This is a genomic window from uncultured Nostoc sp. (assembly GCF_964245575.1).
Taxonomy (GTDB): domain Bacteria; phylum Cyanobacteriota; class Cyanobacteriia; order Cyanobacteriales; family Nostocaceae; genus Nostoc.
In genome coordinates this window covers 1-12246 of record NZ_CAXTNP010000247.1, presented here as the reverse complement: position 1 = coordinate 12246, position 12246 = coordinate 1, and the positions used below count along the sequence as shown (strand labels likewise).

At 42.5% G+C, this 12246-nt stretch carries 13 protein-coding genes; 6 read left to right on the top strand and 7 right to left on the bottom strand.

What is annotated here, in order from left to right; all coding sequences use genetic code 11:
* Positions 1-223 precede the first annotated feature (223 nt).
* Both ACFFAP_RS29360 and ACFFAP_RS29355 read left to right on the top strand, forming a co-directional pair.
* Positions 224-619: a hypothetical protein gene (locus ACFFAP_RS29360; RefSeq protein WP_375514538.1), complete on the top strand. Its 396-nt coding sequence runs from the start codon at positions 224-226 to the stop codon at positions 617-619.
* 362 nt (positions 620-981) lie between these two features.
* Entirely contained in the window at positions 982-1734 is a 753-nt protein-coding gene (locus tag ACFFAP_RS29355; RefSeq protein WP_375514537.1) for a hypothetical protein, read from the top strand.
* A gap of 84 nt (positions 1735-1818) precedes the next feature.
* On the opposite strand, the gene ACFFAP_RS29350 is transcribed toward ACFFAP_RS29355, so the two are convergent.
* The 7 genes from ACFFAP_RS29350 to ACFFAP_RS29320 all read right to left on the bottom strand — a co-directional run bounded on the left by ACFFAP_RS29350 (position 1819) and on the right by ACFFAP_RS29320 (position 7143).
* Positions 1819-3093, bottom strand: a complete 1275-nt coding sequence (locus ACFFAP_RS29350; protein WP_375514536.1) for a ribulose bisphosphate carboxylase small subunit — start codon at positions 3091-3093, stop codon at positions 1819-1821.
* A gap of 91 nt (positions 3094-3184) precedes the next feature.
* A complete protein-coding gene (locus ACFFAP_RS29345) occupies positions 3185-3382 on the bottom strand; it encodes a type II toxin-antitoxin system VapC family toxin (RefSeq protein WP_375514539.1) in 198 nt (65 codons plus the stop codon).
* A 182-nt stretch (positions 3383-3564) separates the two neighbouring features.
* Positions 3565-3792, bottom strand: a complete 228-nt coding sequence (locus ACFFAP_RS29340; RefSeq protein WP_375514535.1) for a type II toxin-antitoxin system Phd/YefM family antitoxin — start codon at positions 3790-3792, stop codon at positions 3565-3567.
* Positions 3793-3852: 60 nt separating this feature from the next.
* On the bottom strand, positions 3853-4479 hold the full coding sequence (locus ACFFAP_RS29335) for a GDSL-type esterase/lipase family protein (protein ID WP_375514534.1): 627 nt from the start codon (positions 4477-4479) through the stop codon (positions 3853-3855).
* A gap of 178 nt (positions 4480-4657) precedes the next feature.
* On the bottom strand, positions 4658-4996 hold the full coding sequence (locus ACFFAP_RS29330) for a ribulose bisphosphate carboxylase small subunit (RefSeq protein WP_375514533.1): 339 nt from the start codon (positions 4994-4996) through the stop codon (positions 4658-4660).
* 45 nt (positions 4997-5041) lie between these two features.
* Entirely contained in the window at positions 5042-5449 is a 408-nt protein-coding gene (locus ACFFAP_RS29325) for a chaperonin family protein RbcX (protein ID WP_334864190.1), read from the bottom strand.
* Between the two features lie 263 nt (positions 5450-5712).
* Positions 5713-7143 (bottom strand): form I ribulose bisphosphate carboxylase large subunit, encoded by a 1431-nt coding sequence (locus tag ACFFAP_RS29320; protein WP_375514532.1) that lies wholly within the window; start codon positions 7141-7143, stop codon positions 5713-5715.
* Between the two features lie 791 nt (positions 7144-7934).
* On the opposite strand from ACFFAP_RS29320, the gene ACFFAP_RS29315 reads away from it, so the two are divergent.
* From ACFFAP_RS29315 to trmFO, 4 genes are all read left to right on the top strand, one after another.
* On the top strand, positions 7935-9041 hold the full coding sequence (locus ACFFAP_RS29315) for a two-component regulator propeller domain-containing protein (RefSeq protein ID WP_375514531.1): 1107 nt from the start codon (positions 7935-7937) through the stop codon (positions 9039-9041).
* Between the two features lie 78 nt (positions 9042-9119).
* On the top strand, positions 9120-9890 hold the full coding sequence (panB, locus tag ACFFAP_RS29310; protein ID WP_375514530.1) for a 3-methyl-2-oxobutanoate hydroxymethyltransferase: 771 nt from the start codon (positions 9120-9122) through the stop codon (positions 9888-9890).
* A 64-nt stretch (positions 9891-9954) separates the two neighbouring features.
* On the top strand, positions 9955-10671 hold the full coding sequence (locus ACFFAP_RS29305) for a Uma2 family endonuclease (protein ID WP_375514529.1): 717 nt from the start codon (positions 9955-9957) through the stop codon (positions 10669-10671).
* A gap of 232 nt (positions 10672-10903) precedes the next feature.
* Entirely contained in the window at positions 10904-12220 is a 1317-nt protein-coding gene (trmFO, locus tag ACFFAP_RS29300) for an FADH(2)-oxidizing methylenetetrahydrofolate--tRNA-(uracil(54)-C(5))-methyltransferase TrmFO (protein ID WP_375514528.1), read from the top strand.
* Positions 12221-12246: the final 26 nt, after the last annotated feature.

Genomic DNA, 12246 nt, shown 5'->3' with positions numbered 1-12246 from the left:
TCATCATCAACATCGTGACATTCATCATCAACATCGTGACATTCATCATCAACATTAAAGCAATCGTCTAAAAAACCAGGTGCAATATCTGAAATTAAGAGAAATTACTCAGATTTATATATAATTTATTTTTAAAAATAAAATTATTCACGAATCTTACTGAACCAGAAAACAGCTTTACTAAGTCAAACTAGCTCTATAACTCTCTCTAACGAATATATCTATGTCCCGTCAAAAACGTACATCCCGTATTCTAGAAAAAGCTGAATTGAGATCCACTGGATTGAAAGCAATAGATTCAAACATGGATTTTGGCGATAATTGCGATTTGCCAAATCTGACGAAATCAATTGAGCAGTTACGCACTATGCTTGATGCTTATAACATTGCTCTAGCTATGATTGACTCTGACAAAACTAAAATTGATGAGATGGAAAAAAGCTTGAGCAATCTTACAGATAAGATGGTGAGGGGCGTTGCTTTTAAGTATGGCAAAAACAGTAGCGAATATGAGATGGCGGGTGGTATTCGTGATAGTGAACGTATTCGCAAAAGCAGGTTAAGCCGCCTGAAAGCTGGTGCAGGAGAAGTATCACACAAGAATGCTAAAACCGCCTAGTACACCACGGCGCAAGGCAGAAAGCAGAGGCGAAGTAAGCTTCCAGCAAAAAATATAGAGAATGAGCAAACGCTACTTGTTCATTAAAACCATTTGTTGTTGACTACTGCAATAACTTTGGTGGGCTTTGCCTAGGAAATTTCTTCTATTCACTAATTCTCTTTGATCGGGAAGCTTTATGTGCAGTCAATATCATGCAATGTCATGCATATTATATTACGCACTTTGTCGTATAGTCTCATTTTCAGTGATGTTTAAAATGCTGTTATCTGCGACTTTCAGCAATTTTTCTTGTCTAAGTTTTCATTAGAGTTTATAGTGATACGGTGTTTTCCCTTACAGTTTATCGGCAGATTTTTACCATGATTTATTCTCACAAATTGCAGAAGTATTTGGCAGGTTTCTCTTTATCTGTAGTATTAGTAGCTGATTTAGTAATCACACAAAAAGCTCCTCCAGCTTTTGCCCAGACGGTAAATTCATCTATCGGTAATGGTGTAACATTCAGTTGCAATGATAGTGAAGCGACAATCAAAGCTAAAAATGGCCCCAAAGTAGTTAATGGAAATACAGCCATTTACATTGGTTATCAGCAAGTCTCATCTAATAACAAAAACCCTGTGACAATCCGTTTTAATAGTGGTCTCAAATCATGGTGTAGAACTGATTACGAAACAACAAATGACGACGGTACAGGTTACGGATTGTATTGGGATGGAGGCAATGTTTTATATGGCGTTTACTCTTCCACTGGTAGTCAGACTGGTAATGATTTTCGCCGCTTTGCAACTGGGCGTTGGTTGTCTAGCTATGGTAGCGGAGGCGGGCCAAAAGTCGCAGTTATAGCCCGGATTAATCCAGACAATGGCCAGGTTAACTATGCCACATTTTTAACTGCCAAAAAGGCGGATAATGGACAAACTAACTCTTTAGTTGTGCAAAATCTATCATGGAATGGCACAAATTTGACTGTACAGGCAAAGTCATGGTGGACTCCTCGTGGCGCTAATACAAATTCCATGACTTGCACTGGTTCATCACCTTATCAATACACAGCAGTATTCACTGGCGATTTAACAAAGGTGAACTCGGCTTCAGCTCCTACCTGTAGTTAAGAGGTGATTATTTTCTGATTTAAGCCAAAGGAGCGATCGCTCTTGGTATTTGTAGTGCGATCGCTCTTTTGAGTTTATCTACCCTTAATTTTTCCCATTCGGACGCTGAATAATCGTCTCCACCACCCGGCGCTTGGCCTTTGGATCAATACCTACCAAGCGCACGTACTCACCGCTATATTCTGTCAAAGTTGCTTCCAAGTTTGATATTGCATCAGACTCTGCATCGATGTGGCTATGAACACAACTTTGCCAAGAACCTGTGCGGAAGCGGCGCTCATCTACGTGTTCAATACTAATTATGTAGCCTTGAGACAATAATTGCCTAATTTGTGCTTGTGTATCTAGGGTCAAATGTGGACTCGATACTTCCTGCTTCTGGAATCCATTAATTTTTGCTTCTTGAATTACACCATTGCTTAACGGCTGACTAATTGGTGTTACAACAACAGGTGGTGCAGATTGAGAATTTCTACCTCGATTGAGTCGATTGTAATCATCAACCAAATGGGAATTTTCCACTCGTTTTTGTTCACCAACCAGGAAGTTACCAGACTCGATTAAATGAGACAGTCTGAAATCTGGCTTTTTAAAGTTTGGTGGCCCTTCAACGCTGTTAACCACACTCAAGGAAACCTGCTCAAAACCGACTTGATGGATGTAGTTACGGATTTGTTCGTCATAAATGCGCGATCGCAAAGCGCTAAAAAAGTCAATGGACTGATTGACAAAAGTATCAACTAGCTGTTCAACTTCTTTCTGTGACAGTCCATCTGATTCAAAAATCCCCTTGACAATTCCCACTTTGTCATCTCTGTCTGGTTCCCAATAAAATTTCTCCATCCGTCCATCCCGAATTAACGGTGCATAGAGGGTGGAAAAATCATTCCCTGTGACAATAATCGGTACACGATGTAAAGGCGTGGAATCATAGCTTCCAGGCAACTGCACATCTGTGGGATTATCAGCAATATTCATCAGTGTGGCATTCACCAACTGCGTATTTACAGTATATTGAGTGCCTTCATCAAAGCGTCCAGCACCCGCATCTAAATCGTTAATCATCAGTACACACATTTTGCCGCGTACTTTGATCAGTTCTGCTGTTTCCCGATAGCGTAGCCGAATCAACCGTGCTGGATCTCCTGCATCTGGACTTTCCAATTCGCCGCCAGATATGTTAGTCACCTCGATACCCATTTTCTCGAAGACTAATTGACATTGAAATGTTTTACCTTCTCCTTTGCGTCCATGAATACCCAAAATCACAGGAACTCGCACACCAGGAAGCTTTAGAAAGTTTTTGGTGATGTGGACAGCCAATTTGTCCAGAAAGCGGGGAGCGATGTAGTAACCCATAAAATTATTTTTGCCTAGCACTGCTTAAAGTAATGTTAAGTTTTTTTGGTGATGACTGTTTATTTATTTTTTGGTAGAAAAGCAACGCTATTTACCATACACGTCTGATTGGATAAGAATCAAAAATTTTATCAGCACTCAGTATAGGTATTTTTTCTACGAGTGTTTGTGCAATTAAAATTCGGTCAAATGGGTCACGATGATGCAAAGGTAGTGTGGCAACAACAGCAACATGGTTAATTTTGATATCGAGTAAACTAAAATCGTTCAGGTTGAGTTGCTGTGTGATGAATATTTCAAATGACTGATTAAAAATAAGCTTTCCTAAATTCTGCTTAATAGCTATTTACCATAGACTAGCGATACTTAGCAAAATTTCATTATTCTCATCATTGATGAATAGTACTTGATTACTAAGTCTTGAATTGTCAGTCACATACCAGATAAAAGTATGTGTATCCAACAGTAATATCATTCCATACATTTCTTCAAATCTTCCATTGGTTCATCAAAGTCATCAGATATTGTAATTAAACCCTTTGCGCTTCCAGGTTGACGACGGTGTTTAACTGGCGACACAGGAGTTAACTTCACTAAAAGTTGATTATCTTTGATGATAATAATTTCCTCACCACTGAGTGCTGCTTCAATTAAGTCGGGTAAGTTATGAGATGCTTCAGCTAGAGTAATTTGTTGCATAGTTACCACCTTTGGATATAAAAATTAGGTGCTACTACTATCCTAACTTTGAATGTTCGATTAAGTCACAGGAAACCAATTTAACCAAGCGTCCCAATTTTCTACTATTTGGGCAAATTCTGCATAACCACCTGCTCTAGGATGAACACCATCATTAGCTCTTGCTTCATTAATCCAGATATTTGATTTTTCTAATATCGGAAAAACGTCCAAATAAGGTACATTTAATTCATTGCAAATTAAAGCAAACTGTTTCGATAAATCAGTATTTATGTTCGTTCTTTGACTATCTTTTTGTTCTGCGTAGGGTGCAGGGCCAACCATCAAAACAGGATATAACTTTTGAGCTTTACTTAAAATTTCACGGGCATTTTTGATAGAATCTGCCAAATCCACACGAGTTTTACCATTTTCTAATGTTGTATCATTCAATCCAAAAGAAAATACAACTCTGCCATCATATTCTTTGGGTAATCGCAGTGATACTTCCTGTAACCAACGCTTTGCTATATCAGTACTCGTATCACGCCTAATTCCTAAATTATAGTAAGTAATGTCATAACCTTTTTTATTAGCATTTGTACATACTCTCCCTGTCCAACCAAGACATTCTTGATCGCCAGTACCATTAACAAAGGAGTCACCAACAAAACAAATTCTTACTTCCAGCAGATGCTGTAATTCCATTTCTTATATTTCAAAAAAAGCAGAGGTTTACGCAAAGGGACGCCGAGTTATTCTCTGCGTTGCTCTGCGTTTTCCTTTGCGTCCCTCTGCGTTTCAAAAAAAAATTTAATAAAAAGGAGAGGCAGATAATTCTACCTCTCCTACGGGGATAAACTAATTATTTAGAGCTTCGCTAGCTTTAGTATCTGCTGGCTTTGTTGGGTTTGTGAACAAGAAAGCTGAGAATTTGGCACTGCTTGATGTTGTCAAAACCCACAACACGGATATAGCTAGTGTTGAATTGAGAACGGCATCCTTGAACTTCGCTCAGTACTTCTTGAGTAGATCTAGCACCGAACAAAGGCAGCTTCCACATTGTCCAATATAATTCTGTTGGCTCAGAAGTTTCGTTAAACTCGATCGCTGGAATGTAACCTTGATTTAAAATGTACTGGATCTGCTTGGCAATTTGAGCGTCAGACAGAGGTGGCAGATAAGAAAGGGTTTCGTAACGACGCTCTTTTGGTAAAGTTTGCATAGCTTTTGATAATGGGTTGCGATTTTTACTACTAGATTGACCGAACTAATTGGATAAGTTATCCAAATTTTGATCTGAAGTTGCTTGCTGTTCTGGTTGCAGACTGGGGTTAGATGTGTCTATTCGTGTGATGCGTTCTAAATGCTGGCGACGCTGCTCCATATTGGCTTGCTGAATGCCAGTGCGTACCATTTCCGGTAAAAATTCTGCAATTTCTTCCGCAATATGTTCCCTGACAGTCATGATTCGCAAAGCCAAATCTGGTTTTTCTCGCAACAGTTGCTCAATGTATGATTCCCCATTCTGAATTTTGCCAGACGAAAAGTTATGCAACCAAAGTTCTAATGGAGGATTCGTTTCGCCTAGCTGTGCCAATACTGTCCTTAGAGCCTGATAAGTCAGGTAGCTTTGGAGAGTCTTGGCTGTGTCCTTCGCAATTTGCTTAAGATTCATGCTTGACCCCAGCCCTGAAGAGTTATGAGTTATGAGTTATGAGTTATGAATTTATGCAAATCCTAACTCCTGTACAGACGCGATTAATGAGCCAGCGCGTTGCGGTGAGGGGGTCGCAGTCTTGGCGGTTCCCGTCGATTGCGTTAGCGCAGCGTTAGCGACGAAGGAGCGTCACCCCCGAACCCGAAGGGGGGTTCCCCTTGTTGTAGCGACTGGCGTCGCGTCTCTACTTCTAACTCTTAACTCTTAACCGTTAACTCAGATCAGACGGTATCCATTGCTTCAAACTCGAACTTGATTTCTTTCCACAGTTCGCAAGCAACAGCTAGTTCAGGAGACCACTTGGCAGCTTCGCGGATGATATCGTTACCTTCACGAGCCAAGTTGCGACCTTCGTTACGAGCTTGAATAACGGCTTCCAAGGCAACGCGGTTAGCGGTTGCACCAGGAGCGTTACCCCAAGGGTGACCCAGAGTACCACCACCGAACTGTAGTACAGAGTCATCACCAAAGATTTCTACCAGCGCGGGCATGTGCCAGACGTGGATACCACCAGAAGCAACTGCAAATACTCCAGGTAGAGAAGCCCAGTCTTGGGTAAAGTAAATACCACGAGACTTGTCTTGCTCAACGTAGTTTTCACGCAATAGGTCAACGAAGCCCATTGTGATGCCGCGCTCACCTTCCAACTTACCAACTACGGTGCCGGTGTGGATGTGGTCACCACCAGACAAACGTAGGGCTTTAGCCAATACACGGAAGTGGATACCGTGGTTCTTTTGACGGTCGATTACAGCGTGCATCGCACGGTGAATGTGCAGCAGGATACCGTTATCACGACACCAACGAGCCAATGTGGTGTTGGCGGTGAAACCTGCGGTCAGGTAGTCATGCATGATGATGGGCATTTTGAGTTCTTTAGCGTACTCAGCCCGCTTCAGCATTTCTTCACAGGTAGGGGCGGTGACGTTTAGGTAGTGACCTTTGATTTCACCAGTTTCAGCTTGAGCTTTGTTGATAGCTTCAGCTACGAACAAGAAGCGATCGCGCCATCTTTGGAATGGTGCGGAGTTGATGTTTTCGTCGTCTTTGGTGAAGTCCAAACCACCGCGCAAGCACTCGTATACAGCGCGTCCATAGTTCTTAGCAGAAAGACCCAATTTGGGCTTAATGGTACAACCCAGCAAAGGACGACCGTATTTGTTTAACTTGTCACGCTCAACTTGGATACCGTGGGGAGGCCCTTGGAAGGTCTTGATGTAAGCTACTGGAAAACGGATATCTTCTAGACGCAGTGCCCGCAGGGCTTTGAAACCAAATACGTTACCTACAATTGAGGTCAATACGTTGGTTACAGAGCCTTCTTCAAACAAGTCCAAAGGATAGGCAACGTAACAGATGTACTGGTTGTCTTCACCGGGAACTGGTTCGATATCATAGCAACGACCTTTGTAGCGATCGAGGTCGGTGAGCAAGTCTGTCCACACAGTTGTCCAAGTACCTGTGGAAGACTCAGCCGCTACAGCCGCACCTGCTTCTTCGGGAGGAACACCAGGCTGAGGTGTCATACGGAACGCAGCTAGAAGATCGGTATCTTTTGGTGTGTAATCGGGTGTGTAATAAGTTAGTCTGTAATCTTGAACCCCGGCTTTATACCCAGATTTGCTCTGAGTCTTCGTTTGAGCGTAAGACATATTTTATCCTTCCCTGAAATCACTCTTGTTAATTATCAAATCACGTTTTGTGCAACTTTCCCTCACCCAGTTATTTCCCCCCTTCATCAGGGAGGAGATTCAGGAAAAATTTTTGTTAAGGGTTGTTTTTGGCAAAAGTAGCAGTTTTGTTGCGGCGGACACTTTGGTAGCGGTGGTAGCCCTCCTCACCAGTGTTATCCCCTTCTAGGGGTACACGACCTAGCGCTTCTACTGTTCCCTCTTCCTACGAATCAAAATTCTTTTTTACCTCTTTTTCGCACCCGACTAAACCTTCTCAATTTCACCAAAACTTCCGCTTTTTGCGGCTTGATTTAGATAATTCCCCTACAAATCGGGGTATTCAGGGGATTGGGCTGGCTGGCACACATTCCCGCCTTTACACTCCTTCTATCTTCTCCGTTGATGGAAAAGATACCAGAAAAGAATTTACTTGACAGAGATTTAGCAGAGTCGTGAGCGTAAAGATAAAAAATTGCACACCACGTAATTTGTAACTTATTCCACAATATATCAAGAATTCGATAAGTTATTCTTTGAAAGTTTTTAACTTATATATTTAATTTTGTTATTAAATAAAGATTTAACATTTTGTTACAGATGCTTTACAAGGTGTCATCAGTAGTGCCTGGGGACTGGGTATTGGGTATTGGGTAATGAGAAAGTATTCCTAAATATTTATTTCCTATTCCCCAGTCCCCAATCCCCAATGTTTAAAAAATTCCGGCTAGGGGAACACTGAAACTAACCCAAAGCCAGTTTAGGTAAGGGCTATGGGTACTGTCTTCAAAGGAAATTTCACCGTGATATTGTTTTGCAAGCGTACTAGTTTATTGACTACTTCTATCTTGCTGGGGTTGATAGCTTTGCCAAGTATAGGATGGGCACAAAAAACCCCTGATATTAATTCATCTGATGTAACCCCTGCTTACCCACCTTCTGCACCGCCACCGCGAGTAGAACCCTTACCCGATGAGCGGGGAGTGCAAGAACATTCGCCAGAAACTGATTTTCGTGTCGGTAACTTACTGGGAGATGTTACAGGCAATCTTTGGGTAGGTTCTTGGCGGGGATTATCGCGGATTGATCCTAAAACCGGCAAAATTATTTCTCGTGTTAGTTTACCGAATGTTGCTATTGGTGCCTTAGCACAAGACAAAGTAGGACGTTTGTGGGTAGGAAGTTATGATGGACTGTTCCGAGTAGACCCCCGTACTAGCGAAATCACCGCGCAGAATTTATTTTTGCCTTCTAAACGGGTGTTGTCATTGTTACTTGACAAACGAGGTTATTTGTGGACTGGAACCGATAGCGGTTTAGCCCTAATTAGTCCCGACCAAGGCTTGATTATGACAACATTAAAAAATCTGCCTGGTGTCAGCGCCAACACCCTGACTTTAGATGCTGAAGGTCAACTATGGGTTGGTACTCTTGATGGATTAGTGCGGGTAAATACTGCTAGTGCTGCAATTATGAAGCGGATAGCCGATTTACCAGGAACGACTGTCCAAACTTTAGCTATCAGTCCAGAAGGATTAATTTGGGCGGGAATGCCGAATAATTTGCTAGTTATTAACCCAAAAACTGGTGCAGTGTTACGGTCTGTAACTCGCCTGCGTGGGCGTGACGTGACGGCGGTACGTTTTGCTAAAGATGGTAGTGTCTGGGTTGGGACTAACAATGGTTTGTTACGATTAAATCCAAATACAGGAGCTGTGTTAGATGCAGAAGTTGCTGGACTTCCTTCTAGTCGGGTTCTTGCCCTTGCACCTGACATCAGCAATAAATTATGGATCGGCACTAGTGAAGGTCTAGCTTGGTTAATGCCTAAAACCAGTAGTGCAAAACCCCATATTGCTTTCAGTCGCGCTGTTAAATGAGGGAATGGGGAGTGGGGAGTGGTGAAATTCCCTACTTCTTAATCCCTAATCCCCACCCCCTACTCCCCACCTAGAAAAATGCCAATCACTACCCAGCAATTAATTCAATGGAAACACCAGGGACGTTCAATTGTGGCGTTGACCGCCTGGGATTATGCGATCGCTCAACTTCTCGATGCAGCTGGTGTAGACTTAATCCTTGTGGGCGACTCTATGGCGGTAGTTCTAGGGTATGAAACAACACTGCCGATAACTTTGGATGAGATGATATACCACGCCAAATCTGTGCGTCGAGGAGTTAAACGGGCATTAGTGGTTGTAGATTTACCATTTTTGACGTATCAAGAAAGTCTCCAGCAAGCGATGCACTCAGCTGGGCGGGTACTGAAGGAAACGGGCGCTCAAGCGGTAAAATTGGAAGGTGGCTATCCAGTGATCGCAGAAACTATCGCTCGTTTGGTTCAAGCTGGAATTCCGGTAATGGGTCATATCGGTTTGACACCGCAATCAGTACATCAACTCGGTTTGCGACAACAAGGGAAAACACAAGAAGCGAGTGAGAGGATTTTACTTGAAGCGATCGCTCTCGAACAAGCTGGTGTATTTTCTCTTGTGTTAGAGCATATACCCGCAGATTTGGCAATGCAGATTACACAAAAACTGAGCATTCCTACAATTGGTATCGGTGCAGGAACTCACTGCGATGGACAAGTTTTAGTTACTTCAGATGTAATTGGACTCACCGAAAAGCATCCACCTTTTGCCAAAGTTTATACAAACTTGCGGGAAACGATTACCAAAGCCGTGCAAGATTATGCTGTGGAAGTACGCGAGCGGAAATTTCCATAATAGTAGAATCTGAGTTGAGTCAAAATTTCTATGATTACTAAACCCCATACTTGGAGGTGCAGCAATGGTACAACAAGTTACACCAGAAACCACCATCGAAGTCATCTATCCGGAAAGCGACGGACAGCCAATGGCGGATAATACAGAACAATTTGCATGGATTGTCAAAATTAAAGAAAATTTAGAAATCCTATTTGCATCGCAAGCTGATGTATTTATCGCCGGTGATTTGTTTTGGTATCCAGTTAAAGGGAACCCTAATATTAAACAAGCGCCCGATACGATGGTAGTCTTTGGCAGACCAAAAGGAAAACGGGGTTCCTATTTACAATGGAATGAAGATAATATACCCCCACAGGTAGTATTTGAAATTCTATCACCAGGTAACACTCTCAAAGAAATGACCAAAAAATTGCAGTTTTACCAGCGTTACGATGTGGAAGAATATTATATTTATGATCCGGATAAGAACGATTTAAATGGCTTGCTCCGTTCTGAGGATAGTTTTGAAGTCATCGAAGAGATGAATAGCTGGGTCAGTCCGCGTTTGGGAATCCGTTTTAGATTAACACTGGATACTCTGGAAATTTTTTCTCCCAGCGGACAAAAGTTTTTGACTCCCGTAGAAATTGACCAGTTGCGGGAACAAGAACGCCAACGTGCAGAACGGGAATATCAAGCAAAGGAAGCGGCTTTACAAGAATTAGAAAAAGAGCGCGATCGCTATCAAGAATTGTTATCTAAACTCAAAGAAAAGGGAATTAATACAGATAATTTGTAATTGCTGCTAGAGTGAATGGTTCACTATCCAAAATTCAAAATATTATCTGTTTTAGCTGACGACTCAATACAGTTTAGTTATTTAAATCTCATGCTCCAGGCACAGAGAAAAAATTGAGTTTTTGTATTTCTGTACAAAAGTTTAGACTCAAACTCAGCAACACTCTACTTGTAGATGCGTCCTAGCGCTGATGCTGGTGGATACTTATGATATAGGAACTAAAAATTTAACTATGGAACAACAACCGATACAAGTAATTGGAGGTGGACTAGCTGGGACAGAAGCAGCGTGGCAAATAGCCCAAGCTGGAGTGCCGGTAATTCTCCATGAAATGCGTCCAAAACGCTTCAGCCCTGCTCATCATACCGAACATTTGGCAGAATTAGTGTGTAGTAATTCCTTTGGAGCAATGGCAAGCGATCGCGCGGCTGGATTATTGCACGAAGAGTTACGCCAACTGGGTTCTATCGTCATTTCTAAAGCTGATGAACACGCCGTTCCTGCTGGTGGGGCGCTAGCGGTAGATAGGGGACAATTTGGGCAAGACTTGACTCAAACTTTAGCACATCATCCTTTAGTTGAATTTCGCCGGGGTGAAGTGTCTGCGATTCCGGAAGGAATTGTGGTTTTGGCAACTGGGCCTTTAACGAGTCCCGACTTAGCCGAAGATTTGCGCCGCTTTACCGGGATGGAATATCTCAGCTTTTTTGATGCCGCTAGTCCGATTATTGTAGGAGAATCGATTAACCGTGATATTGCCTTTATGGCATCACGTTATGACAAAGGTGAAGCCGCTTATCTCAACTGCCCAATGAATAAAGAGCAGTACTTGCAGTTTCGAGAAGAACTTTGTAAAGCTGAACAAACAGAACTCAAAGGTTTTGAACGGGAAACGGCGAAATTTTTTGAAGCTTGTTTACCCATTGAAGAACTAGCACAGCGCGGGGAAGATACCATGCGCTACGGCCCCCTAAAGCCAGTGGGATTGTCAGATACTCGCACAGGGGAACGTCCTTATGCTGTGGTGCAGTTACGACAAGAAGATAAAGCCGGTCAACTGTGGAATATGGTAGGATTCCAAACTAACCTGCGTTGGGGTGAGCAAAAGCGAATATTTCAGCTAATTCCAAGTTTGGAAAAGGCGGAGTTTGTGCGATTGGGAGTGATGCACCGCAACACTTTTATTAATGCTCCTCAGTTAATGCATCCTACTCTGCAATTTAAAGAGCGTCCAACGTTGTTAGCTGCTGGACAGTTGATTGGTACTGAAGGCTATACTGCTGCGGCTGCGGGTGGCTGCTTGGCGGGAATTAATGCAGCGCGGCTAGCTTTGGGTAAAGAAGCTTTGGTTTTACCACCAACAACAATGATCGGTGCGTTATTGGAATTTATTAGTTCTGCTTCGCCGAAGCATTTCCAACCAATGCCACCCAACTTTGGGATTTTTCCGGAACTGGGTGCGAAAATCAAAAGTAAACAAGAGCGTTATGGACGTTACCGCGATCGCTCTTTAACTGATCTAGCAAACTGGAAGGCTAATCATAATTAATGGGTATTGGGGATTGGGGATTGGGG

What these genes read in the sequence shown, in the direction of transcription:
- ACFFAP_RS29335 (WP_375514534.1), bottom strand. Translation starts at nt 4,479, where the DNA reads ATGGAATTACAGCATCTGCTGGAAGTAAGAATTTGTTTTGTTGGTGAC.
- ACFFAP_RS29320 (WP_375514532.1), bottom strand. Translation starts at nt 7,143, where the DNA reads ATGTCTTACGCTCAAACGAAGACTCAGAGCAAATCTGGGTATAAAGCC.
- ACFFAP_RS29340 (WP_375514535.1), bottom strand. Translation starts at nt 3,792, where the DNA reads ATGCAACAAATTACTCTAGCTGAAGCATCTCATAACTTACCCGACTTA.
- ACFFAP_RS29360 (WP_375514538.1), top strand. Translation starts at nt 224, where the DNA reads ATGTCCCGTCAAAAACGTACATCCCGTATTCTAGAAAAAGCTGAATTG.
- ACFFAP_RS29330 (WP_375514533.1), bottom strand. Translation starts at nt 4,996, where the DNA reads ATGCAAACTTTACCAAAAGAGCGTCGTTACGAAACCCTTTCTTATCTG.
- ACFFAP_RS29355 (WP_375514537.1), top strand. Translation starts at nt 982, where the DNA reads ATGATTTATTCTCACAAATTGCAGAAGTATTTGGCAGGTTTCTCTTTA.
- panB (WP_375514530.1), top strand. Translation starts at nt 9,120, where the DNA reads ATGCCAATCACTACCCAGCAATTAATTCAATGGAAACACCAGGGACGT.
- ACFFAP_RS29325 (WP_334864190.1), bottom strand. Translation starts at nt 5,449, where the DNA reads ATGAATCTTAAGCAAATTGCGAAGGACACAGCCAAGACTCTCCAAAGC.
- trmFO (WP_375514528.1), top strand. Translation starts at nt 10,904, where the DNA reads ATGGAACAACAACCGATACAAGTAATTGGAGGTGGACTAGCTGGGACA.
- ACFFAP_RS29305 (WP_375514529.1), top strand. Translation starts at nt 9,955, where the DNA reads ATGGTACAACAAGTTACACCAGAAACCACCATCGAAGTCATCTATCCG.
- ACFFAP_RS29350 (WP_375514536.1), bottom strand. Translation starts at nt 3,093, where the DNA reads ATGGGTTACTACATCGCTCCCCGCTTTCTGGACAAATTGGCTGTCCAC.
- ACFFAP_RS29315 (WP_375514531.1), top strand. Translation starts at nt 7,935, where the DNA reads ATGGGTACTGTCTTCAAAGGAAATTTCACCGTGATATTGTTTTGCAAG.